The organism is Streptomyces monomycini, from assembly GCF_022271435.1.
Classification (GTDB): domain Bacteria; phylum Actinomycetota; class Actinomycetes; order Streptomycetales; family Streptomycetaceae; genus Streptomyces; species Streptomyces monomycini.
This window is the reverse complement of the sequence record NZ_JAFIQY010000045.1, coordinates 1-23,364: the sequence shown is the minus strand read 5'-3', so window position 1 is coordinate 23,364 and position 23,364 is coordinate 1. Positions and strand designations below refer to the sequence as shown.

Sequence of the window (23,364 nt, the reverse complement as noted above, 5' to 3'; positions counted from 1 at the left end):
CGTGACCACCATCTCAAAGACCGCGGACGTCCCCCGGCGGGGGACGGACGCCAAGGACAGCGGTCCGCTGCTCGACGTTCGTGACCTGCACGTCGAGTTCCACACCCGGGACGGCGTCGTCAAGGCCGTCAACGGCGTCAACTACAACGTCAGCGCCGGCGAGACGCTCGCCGTGCTCGGCGAGTCCGGCTCCGGCAAGTCCGTCACCGCGCAGGCCGTGATGGGCATCCTGGACATGCCGCCGGCGCGGATCCCGCAGGGCGAGATCCTCTTCCGCGGCGAGGACATGCTGAAGATGACGCCCGAGGAGCGCCGCCGGACCCGCGGCGCGAAGATCGCCATGATCTTCCAGGACGCGCTGTCGTCGCTGAACCCGGTGCTCACCGTCGGCTACCAGCTCGGCGAGATGTTCCGGGTCCACCAGGGCATGTCCAAGAAGGACGCCAAGGCCAAGGCGATCGAGCTGATGGACCGGGTGAAGATCCCGGCCGCGGCGGCCCGGGTCTCGGACTACCCGCACCAGTTCTCCGGCGGTATGCGCCAGCGCATCATGATCGCCATGGCGCTGGCCCTGGAACCGGACCTGATCATCGCGGACGAGCCGACCACGGCCCTCGACGTGACGGTCCAGGCGCAGGTCATGGACCTGCTCGCGGACCTCCAGCGCGAGTACAACATGGGCCTGATCCTGATCACCCACGACCTGGGTGTGGTCGCCGACGTCGCCGACAAGATCGCGGTGATGTACGCGGGCCGGATCGTCGAGCACGCACCCGTGCACGAGCTGTACAGCAACCCCGCGCACCCGTACACGCGCGGCCTGCTCGACTCCATCCCGCGCCTGGACCAGAAGGGCCAGGAGCTGTACGCGATCAAGGGCCTGCCGCCCAACCTGCTGAACATCCCCACGGGTTGCGCGTTCAACCCGCGCTGCCCCAAGGCGCAGGACATCTGCCGTACCGAGGTGCCGCCGCTGCACAGCGTCGCCGACGGGCGCGGCAGCGCGTGCCACTTCTGGGAGGAGACGATCAATGGCTGAGCCCACGAAGGACGCGGCGCGCGAGCCCATCCTCGAAGTCCGCAACCTGGTCAAGCACTTCCCGCTCACCCAGGGCATCCTGTTCAAGAAGCAGGTCGGTGCGGTCAAGGCCGTCGACGGCATCTCCTTCTCGCTGTACGAGGGCGAGACCCTCGGCATCGTCGGCGAGTCCGGCTGTGGCAAGTCCACGGTCGCCAAGCTGCTGATGAACCTGGAGCGGGCGACGTCCGGCGAGGTCTTCTACAAGGGCCAGGACATCTCCAAGCTGTCGGGGCGCGCGCTGAAGGCCGTGCGCCGCAACATCCAGATGGTGTTCCAGGACCCGTACACCTCGCTGAACCCGCGCATGACGGTCGGCGACATCATCGGCGAGCCGTACGAGATCCACCCCGAGGTGGCTCCGAAGGGCGACCGGCGCAAGAAGGTCCAGGACCTGCTGGACGTCGTCGGCCTCAACCCCGAGTACGTCAACCGCTACCCGCACCAGTTCTCCGGCGGCCAGCGCCAGCGCATCGGCATCGCCCGCGGCCTCGCGCTCAACCCGGAGATCATCATCTGCGACGAGCCGGTCTCGGCGCTGGACGTGTCGGTCCAGGCGCAGGTCATCAACCTGATGGAGAAGCTCCAGGACGAGTTCAACCTGTCCTACCTCTTCATCGCCCACGACCTGTCCATCGTCCGGCACATCTCCGACCGGGTCGGGGTGATGTACCTCGGCAAGATGGCGGAGATCGGCACCGACGAGCAGATCTACGACCACCCGACCCACCCGTACACCCAGGCCCTGCTCTCCGCGGTCCCCGTACCGGACCCGGAGGCCCGCGCCGGCCGTGAGCGGATCATCCTCTCCGGCGACGTGCCGTCCCCGGCCAACCCGCCGTCGGGCTGCCGCTTCCGCACCCGCTGCTGGAAGGCCCAGGACAAGTGCGCCGAGGAGGTGCCGCTGCTCGCCGTACCGGAGCGCTTCGCCACCACGGGCAGCCTGGCGGCGCACGACTCGGCCTGCCACTTCGCGGAGGAGAAGGACGTGGTCGGCGCGGCCTGAGCCGGCCCGTACACGCGTACGCGGGGGCGCCCGGAGCTTCGGCTCCGTGCGCCCCCGTCCGCGTACGCGTTCGGCTCACGCCTCTTTGGGCGCGACGGTGAACCACACCGCCTTCCCGTTCGGGTAGTCCCGCACCCCCCAGCTGTCCGCACACGCCTCCACGATCCCGAGCCCGCGCCCGAACTCCTCGTCGACCGCGGCCTTCTGCCGCTCCGGCACGCCGGGACCGGTGTCCCACACGGCGATCGTCAGATCGAACGGTGAGCGGTCCACGCTCACGTACGCGTCGGTCTTCGCGTACTGGTACGAGTTGGTGATCAGCTCCGAGACCATCAGCTCCGCCGTCTCCGTCAGGCAGGTCAGCCCGGCCCCTTCCAGGATGTGCCGCAACGCCGCTCTGACGACACCGACCGCCCGTGGATCATGCGGGATGAACAGGCCGTAGGACCAGGTCTCGCTGGGCGTGCGCATGTGGCAGCCTCCGGGTGAGTGCGGTCTGTGACTGGCGTCACACTCAAGGTAGCGACAGGGGTTTCCTATTCACAACCTCATTGCCGCAACGCAAAGTTGCGAAATACTGCTCGCGTGCATCGAGGGAGGGACCGATGGGCCTGCGCGCCAACCCCACGTACCGCCAGCGACGCTTCGGGGCGGAAGTCCGGAAGCTGCGCGAGCGCGCGAAGCTGTCGGTGGGTGAGGGTGCTGCCGTGATGGGGATGCATCAATCGCACATCAGCAACGTCGAGAGCGGACGTACGAGCCTGTCGGCCGAGCGGCTGCGCCGACTCGCCGACGCGGCGGGGAACATCGATGCCGGGTACGTCGAAGCGCTGACCGGCCTCGGGCAGCGGACCGGGAAAGGGTGGTGGAGCCTGTACCGCAACAGCGTACGGGCGCCGCTGCTCGACTTCGCCGAACTGGAGGCCGGGGCCGAGTCCATCGCCTGCTACGAACCGATGTTCGTCCCCGGCCTGCTCCAGACGAGGGCGTACGCCACGGCCGTGCACCGCGGCGGGTACGTGGAGGTGCCCCACAGTGCGGAGGCGTCCGCGGTGGACTTCCGGCTGGCGAGGCAGCGGGTGCTCACGGGGGAGGGAGCGCCGAGGCTGCACATGGTCGTCCATGAGGCCGCGCTGCGCGTCACCCTCGGAGGCCGGGAGCTCGTGCGGGAGCAGTTGCTGCGCCTGCTCGAAGCCTGCCGCCTGCCGAACGTGACGCTCCAGGTGCTGCCTTTCGACGGGCCGGTGCCCTTCGGCGCTCCCTTCACCGTGCTGATGCCGCGGGTGCGTGAACTGTCGACGGTGGTGGTCCCGCACGTCGAGAACTCCCTGTACCTGGGCGAAGTTGAAGCCGTCAGCAGGTATTCGCACACGTTCGCTAAGCTGGCGAAGGCGGCGCTTCCGCCCGAGGCGCGGCAGGCCAAGGACACGGTGCGGCTCATCGAGCGACTCCTGTACCCCCTGCTCTAGGAAGGTGTGCATGTCCCGGTTCGAGTGGCAGAAGTCCAGCTTCAGCGAGGGACACACCGAGGCGTGCGTCGAGGTGGCGGTGGGGGGCGACGGGGGTCGGCGGGTGCGGGAGAGTGCGGAGCCGGGGGTGGTGTTGGGGGTGTCTGTGGGGGCGTTGCGGGGGCTGGTACGTAGGCTGAAGGCTGGGGCCTTCGGTTTGGCGGGGGATCTCCGCGCTTCGCGTGAGGGTTCGCGCTGACGCGCGGCTCGCATGGGTTCGTTGTGGGGGCGGGAGTCGAGCACCCTGGTGCCCACCCTCCTGGTGGTGAGGCTCACGAGGTGGAGGCGGTAAGGCGGATCGCTGTACGGCGGTCGGTCGCTCGCGGGGCTGCGCGGTGGCGAGGTGGTGGGCTCCGGCGCATTCTGGTGGGGTAGGTGCGTTCCACCGGGTGGGTGAGGCCGATGCGCCGCCTTGTCATCATGACGTCCGTCGCCGTCCTGGCCGCGGCAGCCCTGGCGGGCTGCGGGGCGTCCGGTGAGGATCGGGCGGATCGTACGGAGACCACGGTCACCAGTACGCGTACGGTCACCGGGGCGCCGACGCCCGCGCCCACCGGCAGCGCGACGGCGACGCGAGGAACCGGCTCCGCCACCGCGCAGGATGCCGCCTCCGTCGTCCAGGACTATTACGCGGCCGTCAATGCTCGCGACTTCCGCCGTGCTTGGGACTTGGGCGGCAAGAACCTCGGAGGCGGGTACGACGCCTTCGTGGCGGGCTTCGCCGACACGGCCCGCGACACCGTGCACGTCGTCGGGGTGAGCGGCGACATGGTCACGGTGACACTCGAAGCGGCGCAGCGGGACGGGTCCGTGCGGACCTTCGCCGGAACGTACACGGTGCGGGACGGAGTCGTCGTCGCCGCCGACATCCGTGCGGTGGCGGGGCCGACGCCGAGTGACGGGGGCGGCGGATCTCCTCGCCCCGGGCCGTCGGCCGGCGGGCCGGACGTCGACTGCTCGGACCTCGACGGGCCCACCGTCGTGGGGACCGACGACCCGAACCATCTCGACCGGGACGGTGACGGCATCGGCTGTGATCCTCACGGGGGATGACGAAGATCGCTCGTACGGGGGGTTCTGGCCCGTGTTGCGCCCGGGTGACGGGGCGCGGCGGGTGTGAGGTGTCAGGTTGGGGCCGAGAGGCCGGGACGGTGGGGTGCCCGGGGTCGCAGCTCTGAGGAGGCAGGTCGTTGCGGGGTGCCTGGCGCGTCGGGTCGGTGTTCGTCGTGGGCGCCGTGGTCGTTCTGGCGGGCGCCGGGTGTGGTGGGGGTGGGCAGGACCCCACGGTCGTACGGGCGTCCTGGGGGGATCCGCAGAATCCGGTGGAGCCGGCCAACACCACCGATGTGCAGGGTGGCAAGGTGCTCGATCTCGCTTTCCGGGGGCTGAAGCGGTACAACCCGCGGACCGCTGTCGCGGAGAACATGGTCGCGGAGTCGGTCGAGTCGTCTGATGCGCGGAATTTCACGGTGAAGTTGAAGCGGGGGTGGACGTTCAGCAACGGGGAGAAGGTTACGGCGCGGTCTTTCGTGGACGCTTGGAATTACGGGGCGCTGGTCACCAATCGGCAGCAGGGGGCGCCGTTCTTCAGTTACGTGGAGGGGTATGGGGACGTGCATCCCGAAGGGGCGGGGGAGAAGCCGGCTGCGCAGACCATGCGTGGGCTGCGGGTGCGGGATGAGCTGACGTTCACGGTGCGGCTGAACCAGAAATTCGGGCTGTGGCCGGACATGCTCGGGTACAACGCCTTCCTGCCGCTGCCCCGGATGTTCTTCACCGACCACGACGCGTGGCTGGCGAAGCCGGTCGGCAATGGGCCGTATGCCGTGCAGTCGTATGCCAAGGGCGGGGTCATGCGGCTGCGGAGGTGGGATGGATATCCGGGGCCGGACCGGGCGGAAAACGGCGGGGTGGATCTTCAGGTTTATACGGATAGCGATACTGCCTATACTGATTTGATGGCGGGGAACCTGGACCTGGTCGATGATGTGCCGGCTCCGCAGTTGAAGCATGTGCAGAAGGATCTGGGCGGACGGTACATCAATCAGCCTGCCGGGATCATTCAGACGCTGTCGTTCCCGATGTATGACGCGAAGTGGTCGAAGGCGGGAGTGGAAAAGGTCCGGCGGGGGATTTCCATGGCCGTCAACCGGCCGGCGATCACCCGGCAGATCTTCCGGGGTACGCGGACGCCCGCCACCGACTGGTCCGCGATGGCCCTGGGGGAGCACGGCGGGTACCAGGCGGGACTGTGCGGTGCGGCGTGCACGTACGACCCCGCCGGGGCCCGGAAGCTGGTCGCCGAGGGGGGCGGGATTCCGGGCGGCTCGATGAAGGTGACGTACAACGCGGACACCGGGTCGCACAAGTTGTGGGTGGACGCGCTGTGCAACAGCGTGAACAAGGCGCTGGGCCGGCATGTGTGTGACGGCGCGCCGGTGGGGACCTTCGCCGATTACCGAACCAAGGTCACGGGGAAGAAGATGAGCGGGCCTTATCGTGCCGGGTGGCAGATGGACTATCCGCTGATCCAGACGTTCGTGCAGAGCCAGTACTTCACCGGTGCTTCGTCCAACGACTCGGGCTGGAGCAACAAGGAGTTCGACCGGCTGGTGAGCCGGGCCAACGCGGAGAGCGAGCAGCGGCAGGTGAACGAGACGTATCACCGGGCCGAGCGGATTCTGGCCCGGGAGATGCCGGCGATTCCGCTCTGGTACCAGAACGGCAGTGGCGGGTACGGGGAACGGGTCGAGAATGTCGCGCTGAACCCTTTCAGTGTTCCTGTGTACGGTCAGATTCGTATCAAGGGCTGAGGGGGGAGGCGGTCGTGGGACGTTATGTGATCCGGCGGTTGTTGCAGATGGTGCCGGTTTTCGTCGGTGCCACCTTTCTTATCTTTGTCATGGTGTATGCGCTCGGCGACCCGGTCGCGGCGCTTTCCGGTGACCGTGCGCCCGACCCTGCCACGGCCGCGCAGATCCGCCGCGAGCTGCATCTGGACCAGCCGCTGTGGCAGCAGTACCTGCATTACATGGGGCAGATTTTCACGGGGAATTTCGGCACCACCTTCGACGGGCAGCAGGTCCTGGACAAGATGGGTACGGCCTTTCCCGTCACCCTGCGGCTGACCGCCGTCGCCGTCGTCGCGGAGATCGTCGTCGGGGTGACGCTCGGCGTGCTCGGCGGGCTGCGGCGGGGGCGGCTGCTGGACTCCGGGGTGCTGGTGCTCACGTTGATCGTGGTGTCCGTACCGACGTTCGTCAGCGGGTACGTGCTCCAGTACCTGCTGGGCGTGAAGTGGGCGTGGGTGAGCCCGGCCGTCGCCCTGGGCGCGCCCCTGGACGAACTGCTGCTGCCGGGCTGTGTGCTGGCCCTGGTGTCGCTGGCGTACGTCACCCGGCTCACCCGGACGTCGATCGCGGAGAACGCCCGTGCGGACTACGTGCGTACGGCCGTCGCCAAGGGCCTGCCCCGGCGCCGGATCGTCGTACGGCACCTGCTGCGCAACTCGCTGATCCCGGTGGTCACCTTCATCGGCGCGGACATCGGCACGCTGATGGGCGGCGCGGTGGTCACCGAGAGGATCTTCAATGTGCACGGCGTCGGCTACGAGCTGTACCAGGGCATCGTCCGCCAGAACTCCCCGACCGTCGTCGGCTTCGTGACCGTCCTGGTCATCGTCTTCCTGCTGGCCAACCTGATCGTCGACCTCCTGTACGCCGTGCTCGACCCGAGGATTCGTTATGCCTGAGCCCGAGCGTCCGGAGTCGTTCCAGCCGTCGGGTGTCGGGACGCCGCTGCCCGCCGTCGAGGCGGAGACCGTGGGCGGGCCCGGGGGGACGCCGGAGGTGCCCGGGGCCCCGGGGGCGCCGCAGGGGGCCGGTGTGCAGCCGGCCGGCGGCCGGGCGCGCAGCTTGTGGTCGGACGCCTGGCACGACCTGCGCCGCAATCCGGTCTTCGTCGTCTCCGGCCTGCTGATTCTGTTCTTTCTGCTGATCGCGGTCCGGCCGTCCCTGCTGACCTCCACCGATCCGTTGGACTGCGACATCACCCTGTCGCAGGAGGGCGCGCGCAGTGGTCATCCGTTCGGTTTCGACACCCAGGGCTGCGACGTCTTCGCGCGGACGGTGTACGGGGCCCGGGCGTCGGTGACGGTCGGCGTGTGCGCGACGGCCGGGGCGGCGCTCCTCGGCGGGGTGCTGGGCGGGCTGGCCGGGTTTTTCGGCGGCTGGTGGGACGCGCTGCTCTCCCGTGTCGCGGACATGTTCTTCGCCATTCCGATGCTGCTGGGCGGCCTGGTGTTCCTGTCCGTGGTGCCGTCCGGCTCCGTGTGGCCGGTGGTCGGGTTCATCGTGCTGCTGGGCTGGCCGCAGCTCGCGCGGATCGCCCGCGGTTCCGTACTGACCGTCAAGCAGGCCGACTTCGTGCAGGCCGCGCGGGCGCTGGGGGCGGGGAACACCCGGCTGCTGCTGCGGCACCTGGCACCGAACGCGGTGGCGCCGGTGATCGTCGTGGCGACCATCGCCCTCGGCACGTACATCGCGCTGGAGGCGACGCTCTCCTACCTGGGCGTCGGTCTGAAGCCGCCGACCGTCTCCTGGGGCATCGACATCTCCGAGGCGTCCAAGCAGATCCGCAACGCGCCGCACATGCTGCTGTGGCCCGCCGGCGCGCTCAGCCTGACCGTACTGGCGTTCATCATGCTCGGCGACGCGGTGCGCGACGCCCTCGACCCCAAGTTGCGCTGAGGAGACCGTGGATGACGGCTGAGGGGACACGGCAGGAGGACGGTTCCGGTGGCGGCGTGCTGCTGGACGTGCGGGAGCTGAAGGTGGAGTTCCGTACACGGGACGGTGTGGCGCACGCGGTCAACGGGGTCAATTACCGGGTGAGCGCGGGCGAGACGCTGGCCGTGCTGGGGGAGTCGGGCTCGGGCAAGTCGGTGACCGCGCAGGCCGTCCTGGGCATCCTGGACACGCCGCCGGGACACGTCACGGGCGGCGAGATTCTCTTCCACGGGCGGGACCTGCTGCGGATGGGCGCGGAGGAACGGCGCCGGATCCGCGGTACGCGGCTGGCGATGATCTTTCAGGACGCGCTGTCGGCGCTCAACCCCGTGCTGAGCGTGGGGACGCAGCTCGGGGAGATGTTCGAGGTGCACCGGGGGATGTCCCGCAAGGAGGCGCGTGGCTGCGCGGCCGAGCTGATGGACCGGGTGCGTATTCCGGCCGCGCGGAGCCGGGTGGGTGATTATCCGCACCAGTTCAGCGGCGGGATGCGCCAGCGCATCATGATCGCGATGGCGCTGGCCCTCGGCCCCGATCTGATCATCGCGGACGAGCCGACGACGGCGCTCGACGTGACGGTCCAGGCCCAGGTCATGGACCTGCTCGCGGAGCTGCGGCGGGAGTACGCCATGGGATTGGTGCTGATCACCCACGACTTGGGGGTGGTCGCGGACGTCGCCGACCGGATCGCGGTGATGTACGCGGGCCGGATCGTGGAGACCGCGCCCGTGCACGACCTCTACCGGGCGCCCGCGCACCCGTACACGCGCGGCCTGCTCGATTCCATCCCGCGCCTGGACCAGAAGGGCCGCGAGCTGTACGCGATCAAGGGCCTGCCGCCCAGCCTGACCGCGATCCCGCCGGGCTGCCCCTTCCACCCGCGCTGCCCCAAGGCGCAGGACGTCTGCCGTACGGACCGGCCGCCGCTCTACGACGTGGCTCCGGGCCGGGCCAGCGCCTGCCACTTCTGGGAGGAGACCATCAGTGAGCGAGGAGACCGCCGGTGAACGCTGAGGCGGCCGGGCGCGTGGGGGAGACCGTCCTCGACGTACGGGACCTGGCCAAGCACTACCCGCTGACGCGCGGCGTCGTGCTGCGCAAGCAGGTCGGGTCCGTCAAGGCCGTGGACACCGTCTCCTTCGCCCTGCGCAAGGGCGAGACGCTGGGGATCGTCGGGGAGTCCGGCTGTGGCAAGTCGACGGTCGCCAAGCTGCTGGTCGGGCTGGAGAAGCCGAGCGGCGGGCAGATCCTGTACCGGGGGGAGGACATCACCAGGCTGTCGGGGCGCGCGCTGAAGGCCGTACGCCGCAACATCCAGATGGTCTTCCAGGACCCGTACACCTCGCTGAACCCGCGCATGACGGTCGGCGACATCATCGGCGAGCCCTACGACATCCACCCGGAGGTGGCTCCTAAGGGGGACCGGCGACGGAAGGTCCAGGAGCTGCTGGACGTGGTCGGGCTCAACCCGGAGTACATCAACCGCTATCCGCACCAGTTCTCCGGCGGGCAGCGCCAGCGCATCGGCATCGCCCGCGGGCTGGCGCTGCGCCCCGAGGTGATCGTGGCGGACGAGCCGGTCTCGGCGCTGGACGTCTCCGTCCAGGCGCAGGTCGTCAACCTGCTGGAACGGCTCCAGGACGAGTTCGACCTGTCGTACGTCTTCATCGCGCACGACCTGTCCGTCGTCCGGCACATCTCCGACCGGGTCGCGGTGATGTACCTGGGCCGCTTCGCCGAGGTCGGTACGGAGGACGAGATCTACGGCCATCCGACGCACCCGTACACCCAGGCCCTGCTCTCCGCCGTCCCCGTCCCCGACCCGGAGGCGCGCGACCGGCGTGACCGCATCCTGCTCAGCGGTGACGTCCCCTCGCCGGCCGACCCGCCGTCCGGCTGCCGCTTCCGCACCCGCTGCTGGAAGGCGCGGGAGCGCTGCGCGCTGGAGGTGCCGCCGCTGGACGTGCCGGAGGGCTTCGAGGGGGTGGCGGGCCCGGCCCGGCACGCCTCGGCGTGCCACTTCGCGGAGGAACGGCAGGTCGTGCCGGGTGGGTGACGGGGCGCCGGGGCGGCCCCGGCCTCAGCTTCCGAACGGCACGTCGCTGTTGGTGGCCATGCGCCGCTCGGCCGGGTGGCCGGCGACGTAATCCCTGATGGAAGCCAGCGCCTTCTTCACCGAGGACGCGTCGGTGCCGCAGCCGCCGCGCCACTTGGACGTGCCGTCCGGGTAGCAGGCGGCCCGCAGCCCGTAGATGAGGCTGTCCGCGTCGGCCCCGCCCGCGGCGTACGGTGCCAGCAGTTTGGTGACGTGCTGCGCGTCGCCCGTGCCGACCGTCCAGCCGGCCGTCGAGGCGAGTTCCTCGCGACTGCGGGCCTCGGCGCCGGCCCGGAGTTCGGAAGTGATCTTGCGGGCGTTGAGCGAGAGGCTGAAGAGGCCCTTGTCCATCATCCGCTGGTTCGCGGGGATGTGTGAGCCGTGGGCCGCGAAGGACTTCGCCACGTCCGCGGCGTTGCCGCTGAGGTCGATCCCTTCGAGCGGGCGCAGGCCGGTCGAGACATCCTTCCAGCCGGTGCCGCCCTCGGTACCGTAGAACCCGTAGAGCACGCGGACGCCCTGCTTCTCCACGGTGCGGCGGGCCAGGTCGCGCAGTGCCGCCACCGAGCAGTGCCGCCACTTCGCGTCGTCGCTGCGGCAGTGGTCCGGGTTCTTGATGTCGAGCCACACGAAGTTGACGGTCTTGCCCTCGCCGCGCCGCTGCGCGATGCGCTGGAGCATGGCTTCCATCGTGTCACCGGCGCTGGTGGGGGTGCCGTCGTGATCCGCCCACCAGCCCTTCTTCCAGGCGGTGGCGTCGATCTCGACGGCGTTGGCCCCGTGCCGCAGCGCCGTGTCCACGCCGTCGGCGGTGAGCACCCGGTGGGCGACGGCGTAGGTGGGGCGCGGTGCGGGCCGGTGCGGGCCGGTGGCGGCAGCGGCGGCCGGGGTGCTCGCGCAGAGGAGTGCCAGGACTCCGGTGGTGGCCAGGAGGGGGACGCGGGTGGGTATCCGGGCCGGGGAGCGGTGAGCCATAGGTGTCATCTGTCCTTGTGTGGATCCAGTGCGTCCTCGGCACCTGCCCCGGACGGCTGATCCGACACCGGGGGACGCGGGCCGGGGCCCCGGCCGCTCAGGAACCCTCGTCGGCCGCCGCCGGCCCTGGCACCGCGTCCTCGATCGCCGCCAGCGCCGGGTCCAGCACGATGTCCTCGTCCCGCGCCGCCGTCGTGGGCTCCTCCGGGAAGTGACAGGCCGTCAGGTGGCCGCCGACGCTGCCGGTGATCTGCACCAGGGGCGGTTCCTCGGCGGCGCACTTGTCGCGCGCCTTCCAGCAGCGGGTACGGAACCGGCAGCCGGAGGGCGGGTTGATCGGCGAGGGGACGTCGCCGGCCAGCCGGATGCGTTCGCGGTCGTCCGCTTCCTCCTGCGCGTCCAGCAGCCGGGCCTCGGGGACGGCGGAGAGCAGCGCGTGGGTGTACGGGTGGCGCGGCCGCTGGTAGATCGAGTCCCGGTCGCCGACCTCGACGATCTTGCCGAGGTACATCACCGCGACGCGCTGGCTGAAGTGCCGGACGATCGCCAGGTCGTGCGCGATGAACAGGAACGCGATGTTCAGCTCCCGCTGCAACTCCTGGAGCAGGTTGACCACTTGGGCCTGGATGGAGACGTCGAGCGCGGAGACCGGTTCGTCCGCGACGATCAGCTTCGGCTCCAGCGCGAGCGCGCGGGCGACGCCGATGCGCTGGCGCTGGCCGCCGGAGAACTCGTGCGGGAAGCGGTTGTAGTGCTCCGGGTTGAGGCCGACGATCTCCAGGAGTTCGCGGACCCGGTGCTCCCGGCCGCCTTCCGGATCGATGCCGTTGATCTCCATCGGCCCGCCGATGATGGTGCCGACCGTCTGCCGCGGGTTGAGCGACGAGTACGGGTCCTGGAAGATCATCTGGATCTCGGAGCGGACCGGCGCCAGCTCCTTGCGCCCGGCGTGGGTGATGTCCCGGTCCCGGTACGTGATCGAGCCCGCGGTCGGCTCCAGCAGCCGGGTCAGCAGCCGCCCGGTGGTGGACTTGCCGCAGCCCGACTCGCCGACCAGGCCGAACGTCTCGCCGCTGTGCACGGTCAGGTCGATGCCGTCCACCGCCTGCACCGCGCCGACCCGCCGCTTGAACGGGAACCCGGCCATGATCGGGAAGTGCTTGGTCAGGCCCCGGGCGGTCAGCAGCACCTCGCCGGGGCCGGCGGCGGCCGGCCGGGGAGCGGGCACGAGGGCGTCTTCGGGTGCGCTCATGGTCGTCGCTTCGCTTCCTAGCCCAGCCGGGGCTTGATCTGCTCGGTGAACAGGGTGTGTTTCTGCTCGGGGCTCAGATGGCAGGCCGCCGCCCGGCCGGGGGCCAGCGTGGGCCGTTCGTCCTGGCAGCGGGTGCCGCCGACCTCGGAGACGAAGCCGCAGCGCGGATGGAAGGGGCAGCCCGACGGCGGGGCGAGCAGGCTCGGCGGGGTACCGGGGATCGGCGTCAGCGGCTCCTCCACGCTCGCCGTCAGCCGCGGCATCGAGCCCAGCAGGCCCCAGGTGTACGGGTGGTGCGGCTCGGTGAGGATCTCCTTGACGGTGCCGCGCTCGACGGCCCGTCCGGCGTACATCACCAGCAGTTCGTCGGCGGTGTTGGCGACCACGCCCAGGTCGTGGGTGATCAGGATGATCGCCGAGCCGAACTCCTGCTGGAGGTCCTTGAGCAGGTCCAGGATCTGCGCCTGCACGGTCACGTCCAGCGCGGTGGTCGGCTCGTCGGCGATCAGCAGCGACGGGTTGCACACCAGCGCCATGGCGATCATGGCGCGCTGCCGCATCCCGCCGGAGAACTGGTGGGGGTAGTCGTCCACCCGCAGCGTCGGCTGCGGGATGCCCACCTTCTCCAGCATCTCGATCGCGCGCCGCCGGCCCTCGCGCTTGCTCGCGCCGGTGTGCTTGACGAACGGCTCGGCGATCTGGCGGCCCACCGTGTAGTACGGCGACAGCGAGGTCAGCGGGTCCTGGAAGATCATCGCCATCTTGTTGCCGCGCAGTTTCTCCAGGTCCTTCTCCCTGGCGCCGGTCAGCTCGTCGCCGTCCAGCAGGATCTCGCCGGTGATCGTCGTGTAGTTGGGGCTGTGCAGGCCCAGGACGGCGAGGTTGGTGACCGACTTGCCGGAGCCGGACTCGCCGACGATGCCGAGGGTACGGCCGCGCTCCAGGTCGAAGGAGAGGTCGTCGACCGCCTTGACGACACCGTCCTCGGTGGCGAACCGCACGTACAGGTCGCGTACGGACAGGAAGGGGCCCGAGGCGGCCGGGGCCGGTGGGCCCGCGGGCTGGGTGAGTGTGGACACGGGGCCTCTCCTAGGACAGCCGCACGCGCGGGTCGATGAACGCGTAACAGGCGTCCACCACGATGTTGAGCAGGATGATGAAGGTCGCGGCGAACAGCATCACGCCCATGACCATGGGCAGGTCGGTGTTCTGTACCGACTTCACGGCGAGGGTGCCCAGGCCGGGCAGCGCGAAGGTGTATTCGGTGATCATCGCGCCACCGAACAGCGACCCCAGGTCGATACCGAAAATGGTCACGATGGGAATGAGCGAGCCGCGCCAGGCGTAGCGGAAGAAGACCGTACGGGACGTCATTCCCTTGGCCCTGGCGGTCCGTACGTGATCCTCCTGCAACTGTTCGATCATCGACGAGCGGGCCATACGCGTGTACTGCGCGGTGAAGATGAGGGACAGTACGAACCACGGAATGATCAGTCCCAGGAACCAGCCCACGGGATCGTCCGTGATCGGCACGTATTTCGGCTGACCGAACCAGCCGAGGTTGTAGACCAGCAGCGCGAGCACGATCGGCCCGACGAAATAGATCTGCATGGAGGAGAGCACCAGCGAGGACGAGCTGAAGATCTTGTCGATGAGCCGGCCCTGTTTCCAGGCGGCGATCATTCCGGTACCGACACCGGCGGTCAGGAACACCGCGGCGGCGCCGATGGTCAGCGAGACGGTGGTGGGGAACCGGTCCAGAATCGTGTCCCAGACGGGGTCGTTGTTGGCGAAGGAATAGCCGAAGCAGGGCGCCGGGCAGTGCCCGACGGCGAAATCCCGTCCGGTGACGATGCCGGACATGAACAGCCAGTACTGGACCGGTACGGGTTTGTCGAGCCCGAGATTTTTGTGGATCACTGCGATGGCGTCCGGCGTGCAGTTCTTTCCGCAGGCCAGCAGTGCGGGATCCCGGGGGGCGGCGAAGAAGAGGAAGAACGTGAACGCGCTGATGATCAGCAGGATCACGATCGCGCCGAGGGACCGGCGGAAGAGAAAACGCAGCATGGCGGTCGCAGCTCTCTTGGGCAGCCAGAAGGGCGGGAGTGTGCCGGGCCGGTGCGCCCGCCCGGGACGGCGGGCACACCGGACGCGGGCGGCGCACGGCGCGCGGGCGGCGCCGGGGCGCCGGCCCCGCTACTTCTTCACGAACATCTTGGTCGGGTCGACGGAGCTGATGATGTCGTTGTTGACCACCCCGCCGACCTTGGAGCCGTGCAGCTGGATCTGCTTGTAGTAGAAGGTCGGCAGCTGCGGCAGGTCCTCCTTGAGGATCTTCTCGCCGAGCGCGAACCAGTCGTGGGCGGCCTGCTTCTGGTCGGTCAGCTGGGAGATCCGGTCGATCTCCTTGTTGACCGCCGGGTTGTTGTAGTGCGAGTAGTTCGGCGCGTTGTCCTGGATCTGGCGGCCGTCGTAGACCGGGGGGATCACGGTCAGCGCGCTGGGCCAGTCGGCGCCCCACGCGGACGGGTAGATGTCGAACTGGTTGTCGACCTTGCCGATGATGTCGTAGTACGTGTCCGAGGGCAGGTCCTTGTTCTGCACGTTGAAGCCGGCCTTGCGCAGGTTGTCGGCGATCGCCACCGAGTACTTCTGCGGCTCGGGCGCGTTGGTGTAGGCGAAGGTCAGCTTCATGCCGACCTTGCCGGCCTCCTTGAGCAGCTGCTTGGCCTTCTCGACGTCGCCCATCGGCTTCTTGAGCTTGCCGTACGGGTCGATGTCCTTGTGCCCGGTGAGCGTCGGGCTGATGTAGCTGCCCGCCAGCTCGCCGCCGCCCGGCGTGCCGAACGCGTCCAGGACCGCCTGGATCGGGATCGCGTGGGCGATGGCCTCGCGGACCTTCTTGTCCTTCAGGCGCTTCATGTTGAAGTTGATGGCGCCGACGTAGGGCTGGTAGCCGCTGGTGGAGCGCTTCTTGATGTCCGGGGTGGCGGCCACCTGCTGGAGGCTGGCCGCGTCGACCTGGTTGTTGAAGCTGACGGCCGTCTGGTTGTCGGCGCTGTCGGACATCAGCCGCTGGGTGGAGTCGGGGTAGGAGACGCCGAACTGGATGTCGAACTTGTCCACGTACTGGTGGCGGGTGATGTCCGTGTTCGGGTCCCAGTTGGGGTTCTTGACCAGGGACATGCCCTTGCCGGACTTGAACGACCCCGGGGCGATCTTGTACGGCCCGGAGGAGACCGGGGCCTTGTCGTACCGCTCCTTGGTGTCGCCCTTCTCCGGTACGACGGAGTAACCGGCCATGGCCAGCGCGTACGGGAGGTCGCCCACCGGCTTCTTGAAGTGGAAGCGGATGGTGTTCGCGTCCGGGGTCTCCAGCACGCTGTCGGGCAGGTGCTTGCCGCCGTACGGGCCGCCCGGCAGCAGCTTGCGGTACTCGTTGCCCTCCGCGTCGGCCAGCCAGCGCTGGACGTACGTCGGGCCGTTGGAGATGAAGTCGGCGAAGGTCCGCTCGAAGGTGTGCCGGATGTCCTTGGACGTGATCGGCTGGCCGTTCTCGAACTTCACGCCCTTCTTCAGGGTGTACGTCCAGGTCCGGCCGCCGTCGGTGGACTTGCCGCTGTCCGTCGCCAGGTCGCCGACGACCGTGTACTTCCCCTTGTTGTCCAGGTGGTAGGAGGTCAGCCGGCGGAAGATCAGCGTGGAGAGGGTGCCCTCGTCGCTGACGTAGATCTGCGCCGGGTCCAGGTGGTCGTAGGTGTCGCGCTGGTAGACCTTGATCGTGCCGCCGGGGGTCGCGTCGGGCACCGGCTCGGCCGGTCCGGTGGACGCCTTGGCGTCGCCGAAGGCGATCTGGGCGCGCTGGCTCTCGGCCTCCTTGCGTCCCTGGTCGTCCTCCGCCCCCTGACCGGCGCCGCTGCTGCAGGCGGTCAGGACCAGGGCCCCCGCGGACAGCGCCACGACGGTGGCGCGCGCTCTGTGCGTACGGGCTGTGTTCATGGTGGTGGATGCACCTGCCTGTCGTAGTTCCGTGGCCGCTGCCTGACGTGTGCGGTGCTGGGGTGGCAGCACCCCCCGTGGAACACGGTTCACCGGGCGCGTTTCGGGTCGAAGGCATCCCGGACGGAATCCCCGAGGAGGTTGAACACGACGATGAAGAGCACCATCGCGATGCCGGGGAAGAACAAGTACGTGATGTCGTTGCGGTAGTAATCGGCGGCGTTGGCGAACATCCGGCCCCAGTCGGGGGTGGGTTCGACGAGGCCGACGCCGAGGAAGGACAGGCCCGCGATCGAGGTGACGAAGCTGGGGAGCATGTAGGTCGTCTGCACCAGGATCGGTGTCATCACGTTCGGCAGCAGCTCACGCCGGATGATCCGGGCCGGGGAGGCGCCGCTGACCTTGGCGGCGTCGATGAACTCGCGCTCGCGCAGCGACAGGGTGGTGCCGCGCAGCAGCCGGGCCAGGCTCATCCAGCCCAGGAACCACAGCACCAGGATCAGAATGAGACAGCGCATCCAGGTCGCCATCGCGTCCTCGGGGGCCACGAAGATCGCGCCGACCACGGGGACGAAGGCGACGAAGAAGAGCTGGTTGGGAAAGGCCATCAGCAGGTCGATGACGCGGCCGATGAAGTAGTCGACCCGGCCGCCGAAGTATCCGGCGGCCACACCCAGGACGATTGCCGTGAGCACCGAAACGAGAGTGATGGCGACCGAGAGGTAAAGCGTGGTCCGGATGCCGTAGACGAGTTGCATGAACACGTCACGCCCGAGGGTGGGTTCGATTCCGAACCAGAATTCAGCGGAGATGCCTCCGTTCGGCTGTGCCGGATATCCGTTCACCAGCAGACCCGGAGTGATCTGTCCGTACCGCGTGTACGGGTCCTTGCCGTACAGCTTGGAGATCAGCGGGGCGAGCAGACCGATCAAGAAGAACGCCAGCACGACGCATCCGCTGATCACTCCGGTCCGGTCGCGCTTGAACCTGATCCACATCAATTGGCCGGGGGAACGGCCGACCAGTTCCCCGCCCTTGCGGTCCTTGACTTTCCGCAGCCCTTCGGGCCCGAGTCCGGAGGGATCGGTCTGCGTTACCGCGGTCTGGGACGGACTGGTCATCGCGAAGTTCCCCCGCACCGAGTTCACTTGCAACAGGACGCAGCGCTGATTCGCACCGCTGGTTGAGCGGACTTTGGCAAGTGATTTATGGCCCAGTCAAGAGGACGGTGAACGCTCGCCGGCGTGGTTTCCTCTTCTTGAGCGAAGATTGCGCAGATTGACGCCCGTGCGTGCTTGACAGCGGTACGCGGTGTGCGGCATGGGCGACATATCCCGCTCAACGTCCGTAACAGCGGGGCAACTTGACTGTCGTCACGCCGATATACGGACGCGCCATACTCGACAGCGTACGGCCGTGCGGGTGCCGTCGACCGGCCGGGGTGGCCCTGCGATCACCCCGGCCGGCTGCCGCCCGGACGCCGTCCGCCGTCTGCTGCCGCGCGGTTGTCCCGGTGCGGTGAGTGGAGTAGACCTGTCCGTGCGGGGGCAGGGGGTGGGCCACGTCATGGGGCGGAGAAGGGCTCGCGCGCGCGGTGTCGGAGGGTTCGGCGCACTGTTGGGCCTGCTGCTCGCGCTGCTGAGCGCCGGTTGGATCGCCCGCGACCTCGCTGTGGCTCAATACCCCCTGGACATATGGTGGTTGTGGGCGGGCGTGCCGATACGTCCGGAGGGTGCGGTGGTCCGGGCGACCACGCTGCTGGATCCGGTGCTGGGGTTCGGCTGCCTCTTCGCGGCGGTGGCGGTGCTGCGCCGCTCGCCGTCCGCTCCGCGCGCGCTGAGTGCGGTGGCCGTGGCGACGCTGCTGTTCCGGGTGCCGCCGCTGTGGAGCCTCGGCGCGGACGGGCTTCCCGGGGCGGGGGCCGGGGCCAGGGGGTGGGCGCTGATCACGGCTGGTGTTGCCCTTGTGGGGAGTGTGTCGCTTCTGATCGTGGCTGCGGCTGGGCGCAGTGGCGCGGCCCGCGGGGAGGGGCGTCTGCGTCGCGCGCCCGCGGTGGGTGCTGCGCTGCTGCTGGTCGGCGCCGGCCTGGTGCTGGTGGCCTGGCAGGTCTGTTCCGTAAGGGAGTTGGGGTGGAGCGCGTACTGGGGCAGTGTCGTCGGCGACGGTGACGCGCATCGCGCACTCTTGCAGCCCCCGGTCAACTGGTCCCTGCTGTCCCTGACGCTGCTGTCCCTGGTGTCCGCCGCCGGGGCGGCCCGGCGGGCACCGGCCGTACAGCCCCTGGGCCTGCTGACCGCGTCACTGCTGCTGGCGCACGGTGCCGCGGCGCTGGCGGCTGCACAGCGCGCGGGGCTGATCGGACACTTCGGCGCCCTGGCACCGCGCACTCAGCTCGACCTTGTAACCGCCTCGTTCGCCGCCCTGGCCGGCCTCGTGGTGCTGCTGGCGCTGGCCCGCCCGGCGGCCGGGGCGGACGCATCGCGCGGGCCCGTGGGCGGGCAGCTGCCGCCGGGGTACGCGCCGCCGCCCCCGCCCTCGGACCTTCCGCCGAACTGGTGAGGGAGAGCCGTCCGGCTCAGTTCACCCCCAGCGAGCGCTTGAGGAAGTCGACTTGCAGCAGCAGGAGGTTTTCGGCCACCTGCTCCTGCGGTGTCATGTGCGTGACGCCCGACAGTGGCAGCACCTCGTGCGGCCGGCCCGCCGCGAGCAGCGCGGAGGAGAGCCGCAGGGTGTGCGCCACCACCACGTTGTCGTCCGCCAGCCCGTGCACGATCATCATCGGCCGGTGCGGCTCCGCGGCGCCCACCAGGCCCTCGTCGCCGACCAGGGAGTTCTCGGCGTAGAGCGCCGGGTCCTCGTCCGGGTGCCCCAGGTACCGCTCCGTGTAGTGCGTGTCGTACAGCCGTTGGTCGGTGACCGGGGCGCCCACGACGGCGGCGTGGAAGACGTCGGGGCGGCGCAGCGCGGCCAGCCCGGCCAGATAGCCGCCGAAGGACCAGCCCCGGATCGCGACCCGGTCCAGGTCCAGCGGGAAGCGGTCCGCGAGCCCGTGCAGCGCGTCCACCTGGTCCTGGAGGACCACCGCGGCCAGGTCCCGGTAAATGGCCTTCTCCCAGTCGGGGGAGCGGCCCGGGGTGCCCCGCCCGTCGGCGACGATCACCGCGAAACCCTGATCGGCGAACCACTGCGACGTCAGATGGGCGTTGTGCGCGGCCACCACCCGCTGCCCGTGCGGACCGCCGTACGGGTCCATGAGGACCGGCAGCGGACCGTCCTCCTCCCGGTAGCCGGTCGGCAGCAGCACCGCGCAGGGGATCTGCCGCTCGCCGGACAGGACGAAGCGCGGGCTGGTGGCGAGCACCGGCACCTCGGCGTACGAGCCGACCGCGGCCAGCCAGGTCTCGCCGCCGTCCGCCTCCAGGCGCACCACCTCGGTCTGCGCCCCCGGCCGGTCCGGGCAGGCGTGCGAGAGGACCGTCACGGCGCCGCCGCGCACCGCGGAGGACACCGACGGGTACGGGCGCTCGCCGACCCGCTCCCAGCCTCCCTGGTCGCCGCTGCCGCGGTACCAGGCGCGGTAGACGCCGATGTCGTGCAGTTCCTCGCCGCTCGCGGTGAACAGCACGTCGTCCTCGCCGATGTCCAGCACGGCCCGGACGTGCAGCGGCGCCGCCGTCAGCGCTCGGTCGCCGACGAAGAGCCGGCGGGCCCCGCCCTCGTCCGCGACGCGCACCAGGCGCCCGTCGGGCGTCCAGGCGGGCGACCCGGTGGTCAGCTCCACCCACCGGGGGTCCTCGTCGGCGTGCACGGTGCTGGTCGCGCCGGTCTTGAGGTCGACCGTCAGGTAGCGCTGGGCGCGCTGGTCGCGGCTCTGCACGAGGAGGAGGGGCGGGCCCGCCGCCGACCAGTGCACGCGCGTCAGGTACGGGTAGCGCTCGTGGTCCCACGTGACGTCCGTGCGCGAGCCGTCCAGGCCGAGCAGGGCCAGGCCCACGGAGGCGTTGGGGGTGCCGGCCGCCGGATAGGCGACCCGGGCCGGTTCGCGGTCCGGGTGCGCCGGGTCGGCGATCCACCAGCGCCGTACGGGCGCGCCGTCGACGCGCGCGGCCAGCACCCGGTCGCTGTCCGGGGACCACCAGAAGCCGCGGTAGCGGCCCATCTCCTCGGCCGCGAGGAACTCCGCGAGCCCCCAGGTGACGTCCGGGCCGTCCGGCTCGGCGAGGGAGCGGTCGCCCGGGGTGCCGTCGCCGTCGCCCGGCGCGGCGTCGGCCGGGACGACCCGCAGCCGGCCCTGGGACACGTACGCGACGTGCCGCCCGTCGGGCGACGGCCGGGGATCCACCACCGGCCCCGGTACGGGCAGTTCACGGGCGGTGCCGGCACGCAGTTCGGCGGTGAACAGGCGGCCCGAGAGGGTGAAGGCGGCCAGCTCCACCGCGGCGTCCACGGCGTAGCCCACCACACCGGACGAACCCTCGCGCGTACGTTCGCGGCGCGCCCGCTCCTCGGGCGACAGCTCCTCGTCCGCGCCGGCGAGCAGCGCCGCCGGGTCGGCGGCGGCGTACTCCCGCCCCTCGTCAAGATCCAGTACCCACAGCAGATTCGCTCGATCGGTACCCGCACGGGAGCGGAGGAAGGTGACGCGTGAGCCGTCCGGCGCCACCGCGAAGCCGCGCGGCGCGCCCAGCGAGAAGCGCTGGGTACGGGCGTGTTGCCGAGGAAATGAGAGCTGTCCGGTCATGCGGAGGAGCCTAGGCCCTGTCGTCAAATTCCCGCCTGCCGCGCGACTCCCCCAGCTACCGCTGGGGGGACCCCCAGCACGCACGCTCGCTGCGTTGTCGGGCCCTTCCCGGTACACCCAGTACCGGGAAGACCCTCCGCCTTGCGATCGGCTCGGCTTCCGAGAAACAGATGCAAAGAGCCGAGACGTAGCGAAGCGAAGTGCACCAGACGCCGCGCGGCCCGCCCTCCGGGCGGAACGACGGGAATTTGACGACAGGACCTAGCGGTGCCGCGCCCCCGGCGTGCCCGCTGCCGCGATGATCGTGTGCGCCCCCGTTCTGCTCCCGTGCACCGACATATGCGCGAGCGTGGAAAGTTATGATCCAGTCCGCGGAGTGGGTAAGGGAGTGGAGCGTGACTTCCCCGTGCCCGCGGGGCCGTCAGCCGTCGGCCCCGCGCCGTCCCAACGCTGTCCGGACCTGCGTACTTGGAGGTGAGCCGCCGTGGCACTGACGATTTCGGCGGTGGTGCTGCTGGCGATCATCGTCTTCCTGCTCGTCAAGAAGTCCGGGCTGAAGACGGGACATGCGCTGGTGTGCATGCTGCTCGGCTTCTATCTGGCCAGTTCGTCGATCGGCCCGACCATCAAGCAGCTGACGACGAACGTCGCCGGGATGCTCGGCGGGATCAAGTTCTAGGGATCCGCGCGCGCGGTGCCGCGCCCCCGCCGGAGCCCGTGCGCGGGGGCGGTGGGCCCGGCCCCTGACCGGGGGTGGGCCGGGCGGGCCGGATCGGGATGCGGGGTCCCGGCCGCCCGGCTCGTACGCTGTCTCCATGACCGACCTTCCCGCCCGCCGGCTGCTGCTCGTTCACGCGCACCCGGATGACGAATCCATCAACAATGGCGCCACGATGGCCAAGTACGCGGGCGAAGGGGCCCTGGTCACACTCGTGACCTGCACCCGCGGCGAAGAAGGCGAGGTCATCCCGCCGGAGCTGGCCCATCTCGCGCCGGACCGCGACGACGCCCTGGGCCCGTACCGGGTCGAGGAGCTGGCCGCCGCCATGAAGGTGCTCGGGGTCACCGACCACCGCTTCCTGGGCGGCGCCGGCCGCTACCGCGACTCCGGGATGATGGGCGCCCCGCAGAACGACCGGCCGGACGCCTTCTGGCAGGCCGACCTGGACGAGGCCGCCGGCCACCTGGTCGCCGTCGTCCGCGAGGTGCGGCCACAGGTGCTGGTCACCTACGACGGCAACGGCGGATACGGCCACCCGGACCACATCCAGGCGCACCGCGTCGCCATGCGGGCCGCCGACCTCGCCGCCGACCCGGACTTCCGTCCCGAGCTGGGGGCGCCGCACCGGATCGACAAGATCTACTGGAACCGTAATCCGCGCCCGGTGGTCGAGGAGGGCTTCGCGCGGCTGCGCGCGGCGGGCCCGTCCTTCCCCGGCGTCGGCGTGGCGGAGGACGTGCCGGGGATCGTGGACGAGAGCGTGGTGACCACCGAGGTCTCCGGCGGCGAGCGCTGCGCGGCCGCGAAGGCGGCGGCGATGCGGGCACACGCCACACAGATCGCCGTGGAAGGCCCCTTCTTCGCGCTCTCCAACGGCCTGGGACAGCCCCTGTACGGGACCGAGTACTACCAGCTCGTACGGGGCAGATCCGGCGCCGCGGCAGGGGAGCGCGAGGACGATCTCTTCGCGGGCGTGGCGGACGACACGGGGAACGGGGAGCGCACCGAGAACGAGAAGGAGCAGGCGGTATGAGCGGCGCGAAGAAGCGCACCAGGGCCGCGTCCGGCGGCAAGGGGCCGAAGGCGGGCGCGTCGGCGGCCTCCAAGGGCGCGGCGGGCCCCAAGGGCGCGGCGGGCCCCAAGGGCGGCAAGGGCGCGGCGGCCAGGGGCGGTGGCGGCGCCGGCGCCGGGGCCGGGGCGGC

At 70.1% G+C, this 23,364-nt stretch carries 21 protein-coding genes; 13 read left to right on the top strand and 8 right to left on the bottom strand.

All coding sequences use genetic code 11. From position 1 onward, the window contains the following. Position 1 precedes the first annotated feature (1 nt). Positions 2-1,039 carry an ABC transporter ATP-binding protein gene (locus tag JXZ78_RS33860; RefSeq protein ID WP_238783554.1) on the top strand — a complete coding sequence of 346 codons (1,038 nt, stop codon included), beginning with the start codon at positions 2-4 and terminating at the stop codon, positions 1,037-1,039. Further along, positions 1,032-2,084 (top strand): ABC transporter ATP-binding protein, encoded by a 1,053-nt coding sequence (locus JXZ78_RS33855; protein WP_238783553.1) that lies wholly within the window; start codon positions 1,032-1,034, stop codon positions 2,082-2,084. Before JXZ78_RS33860 ends, JXZ78_RS33855 begins: the two co-directional genes overlap by 8 nt. A 75-nt stretch (positions 2,085-2,159) precedes the next feature. Here the strand turns inward: JXZ78_RS33855 and JXZ78_RS33850 are convergent, their stop codons facing one another. Then, on the bottom strand, positions 2,160-2,555 hold the full coding sequence (locus JXZ78_RS33850) for an ATP-binding protein (RefSeq protein WP_030020253.1): 396 nt from the start codon (positions 2,553-2,555) through the stop codon (positions 2,160-2,162). A 134-nt stretch (positions 2,556-2,689) separates the two neighbouring features. Here JXZ78_RS33850 and JXZ78_RS33845 point away from each other — a divergent pair, with 134 nt between their 5' ends. The 8 genes from JXZ78_RS33845 to JXZ78_RS33810 all read left to right on the top strand — a co-directional run bounded on the left by JXZ78_RS33845 (position 2,690) and on the right by JXZ78_RS33810 (position 10,435). After that, the gene (locus JXZ78_RS33845; protein ID WP_030020254.1) at positions 2,690-3,553 is read left to right on the top strand and encodes a helix-turn-helix domain-containing protein; all 864 of its coding nucleotides are present in this window, start codon (positions 2,690-2,692) and stop codon (positions 3,551-3,553) included. A 10-nt stretch (positions 3,554-3,563) separates the two neighbouring features. Continuing rightward, positions 3,564-3,791, top strand: coding sequence for a DUF397 domain-containing protein (locus tag JXZ78_RS33840; protein WP_030020255.1), 228 nt, complete (start codon positions 3,564-3,566; stop codon positions 3,789-3,791). Positions 3,792-3,994: 203 nt separating this feature from the next. Beyond that, entirely contained in the window at positions 3,995-4,645 is a 651-nt protein-coding gene (locus JXZ78_RS33835; protein ID WP_050502495.1) for a hypothetical protein, read from the top strand. 137 nt (positions 4,646-4,782) lie between these two features. Then, the gene (locus JXZ78_RS33830; RefSeq protein ID WP_033037870.1) at positions 4,783-6,405 is read left to right on the top strand and encodes a peptide ABC transporter substrate-binding protein; all 1,623 of its coding nucleotides are present in this window, start codon (positions 4,783-4,785) and stop codon (positions 6,403-6,405) included. 14 nt (positions 6,406-6,419) lie between these two features. Further along, the gene (locus JXZ78_RS33825; protein WP_030020258.1) at positions 6,420-7,343 is read left to right on the top strand and encodes an ABC transporter permease; all 924 of its coding nucleotides are present in this window, start codon (positions 6,420-6,422) and stop codon (positions 7,341-7,343) included. Beyond that, positions 7,336-8,340 (top strand): ABC transporter permease, encoded by a 1,005-nt coding sequence (locus tag JXZ78_RS33820; protein ID WP_238783552.1) that lies wholly within the window; start codon positions 7,336-7,338, stop codon positions 8,338-8,340. The genes JXZ78_RS33825 and JXZ78_RS33820 overlap by 8 nt, the downstream gene beginning before the upstream one ends. A 56-nt stretch (positions 8,341-8,396) precedes the next feature. Then, positions 8,397-9,386 (top strand): ABC transporter ATP-binding protein, encoded by a 990-nt coding sequence (locus JXZ78_RS33815; protein ID WP_308281071.1) that lies wholly within the window; start codon positions 8,397-8,399, stop codon positions 9,384-9,386. Further along, positions 9,383-10,435: an ABC transporter ATP-binding protein gene (locus tag JXZ78_RS33810; protein ID WP_238783550.1), complete on the top strand. Its 1,053-nt coding sequence runs from the start codon at positions 9,383-9,385 to the stop codon at positions 10,433-10,435. Before JXZ78_RS33815 ends, JXZ78_RS33810 begins: the two co-directional genes overlap by 4 nt. A gap of 24 nt (positions 10,436-10,459) precedes the next feature. Here JXZ78_RS33810 and JXZ78_RS33805 read toward each other — a convergent pair whose 3' ends face one another. From JXZ78_RS33805 to JXZ78_RS33780, 6 genes are all read right to left on the bottom strand, one after another. Continuing rightward, the gene (locus JXZ78_RS33805; RefSeq protein ID WP_050502496.1) at positions 10,460-11,449 is read right to left on the bottom strand and encodes a PI-PLC domain-containing protein; all 990 of its coding nucleotides are present in this window, start codon (positions 11,447-11,449) and stop codon (positions 10,460-10,462) included. Positions 11,450-11,546: 97 nt separating this feature from the next. Then, positions 11,547-12,701, bottom strand: coding sequence for an ABC transporter ATP-binding protein (locus JXZ78_RS33800; RefSeq protein ID WP_030020265.1), 1,155 nt, complete (start codon positions 12,699-12,701; stop codon positions 11,547-11,549). A gap of 17 nt (positions 12,702-12,718) precedes the next feature. After that, positions 12,719-13,780, bottom strand: coding sequence for an ABC transporter ATP-binding protein (locus JXZ78_RS33795; RefSeq protein WP_030020266.1), 1,062 nt, complete (start codon positions 13,778-13,780; stop codon positions 12,719-12,721). A gap of 10 nt (positions 13,781-13,790) precedes the next feature. Further along, entirely contained in the window at positions 13,791-14,768 is a 978-nt protein-coding gene (locus tag JXZ78_RS33790) for an ABC transporter permease (protein ID WP_030020267.1), read from the bottom strand. A gap of 129 nt (positions 14,769-14,897) precedes the next feature. Next, positions 14,898-16,700, bottom strand: coding sequence for an ABC transporter substrate-binding protein (locus JXZ78_RS33785; RefSeq protein WP_030020268.1), 1,803 nt, complete (start codon positions 16,698-16,700; stop codon positions 14,898-14,900). A gap of 89 nt (positions 16,701-16,789) precedes the next feature. Next, the gene (locus JXZ78_RS33780) at positions 16,790-17,821 is read right to left on the bottom strand and encodes an ABC transporter permease (protein ID WP_030020269.1); all 1,032 of its coding nucleotides are present in this window, start codon (positions 17,819-17,821) and stop codon (positions 16,790-16,792) included. 592 nt (positions 17,822-18,413) lie between these two features. Between JXZ78_RS33780 and JXZ78_RS33775 the strand changes: the two genes are divergently transcribed. Then, a complete protein-coding gene (locus tag JXZ78_RS33775) occupies positions 18,414-19,259 on the top strand; it encodes a hypothetical protein (RefSeq protein WP_157851586.1) in 846 nt (281 codons plus the stop codon). A gap of 16 nt (positions 19,260-19,275) precedes the next feature. On the opposite strand, the gene JXZ78_RS33770 is transcribed toward JXZ78_RS33775, so the two are convergent. Continuing rightward, on the bottom strand, positions 19,276-21,441 hold the full coding sequence (locus tag JXZ78_RS33770; RefSeq protein ID WP_030020271.1) for a S9 family peptidase: 2,166 nt from the start codon (positions 21,439-21,441) through the stop codon (positions 19,276-19,278). A 484-nt stretch (positions 21,442-21,925) separates the two neighbouring features. Here JXZ78_RS33770 and JXZ78_RS33765 point away from each other — a divergent pair, with 484 nt between their 5' ends. Together JXZ78_RS33765 and mshB are read left to right on the top strand one after the other, a co-directional pair. Continuing rightward, positions 21,926-22,120 carry a hypothetical protein gene (locus JXZ78_RS33765; protein WP_030020272.1) on the top strand — a complete coding sequence of 65 codons (195 nt, stop codon included), beginning with the start codon at positions 21,926-21,928 and terminating at the stop codon, positions 22,118-22,120. Positions 22,121-22,256: 136 nt separating this feature from the next. Next, a complete protein-coding gene (gene mshB, locus JXZ78_RS33760; RefSeq protein ID WP_033037872.1) occupies positions 22,257-23,195 on the top strand; it encodes an N-acetyl-1-D-myo-inositol-2-amino-2-deoxy-alpha-D-glucopyranoside deacetylase in 939 nt (312 codons plus the stop codon). Positions 23,196-23,364: the final 169 nt, after the last annotated feature.

Excerpts from the sequence above, each read along its gene's own strand:
- JXZ78_RS33805 (WP_050502496.1), bottom strand. The coding sequence starts at position 11,449 with ATGGCTCACCGCTCCCCGGCCCGGATACCCACCCGCGTCCCCCTCCTG.
- mshB (WP_033037872.1), top strand. The coding sequence starts at position 22,257 with ATGACCGACCTTCCCGCCCGCCGGCTGCTGCTCGTTCACGCGCACCCG.
- JXZ78_RS33785 (WP_030020268.1), bottom strand. The coding sequence starts at position 16,700 with ATGAACACAGCCCGTACGCACAGAGCGCGCGCCACCGTCGTGGCGCTG.
- JXZ78_RS33770 (WP_030020271.1), bottom strand. The coding sequence starts at position 21,441 with ATGACCGGACAGCTCTCATTTCCTCGGCAACACGCCCGTACCCAGCGC.
- JXZ78_RS33850 (WP_030020253.1), bottom strand. The coding sequence starts at position 2,555 with ATGCGCACGCCCAGCGAGACCTGGTCCTACGGCCTGTTCATCCCGCAT.
- JXZ78_RS33840 (WP_030020255.1), top strand. The coding sequence starts at position 3,564 with ATGTCCCGGTTCGAGTGGCAGAAGTCCAGCTTCAGCGAGGGACACACC.
- JXZ78_RS33790 (WP_030020267.1), bottom strand. The coding sequence starts at position 14,768 with ATGCTGCGTTTTCTCTTCCGCCGGTCCCTCGGCGCGATCGTGATCCTG.
- JXZ78_RS33855 (WP_238783553.1), top strand. The coding sequence starts at position 1,032 with ATGGCTGAGCCCACGAAGGACGCGGCGCGCGAGCCCATCCTCGAAGTC.
- JXZ78_RS33845 (WP_030020254.1), top strand. The coding sequence starts at position 2,690 with ATGGGCCTGCGCGCCAACCCCACGTACCGCCAGCGACGCTTCGGGGCG.
- JXZ78_RS33800 (WP_030020265.1), bottom strand. The coding sequence starts at position 12,701 with ATGAGCGCACCCGAAGACGCCCTCGTGCCCGCTCCCCGGCCGGCCGCC.
- JXZ78_RS33835 (WP_050502495.1), top strand. The coding sequence starts at position 3,995 with ATGCGCCGCCTTGTCATCATGACGTCCGTCGCCGTCCTGGCCGCGGCA.
- JXZ78_RS33780 (WP_030020269.1), bottom strand. The coding sequence starts at position 17,821 with ATGACCAGTCCGTCCCAGACCGCGGTAACGCAGACCGATCCCTCCGGA.
- JXZ78_RS33820 (WP_238783552.1), top strand. The coding sequence starts at position 7,336 with ATGCCTGAGCCCGAGCGTCCGGAGTCGTTCCAGCCGTCGGGTGTCGGG.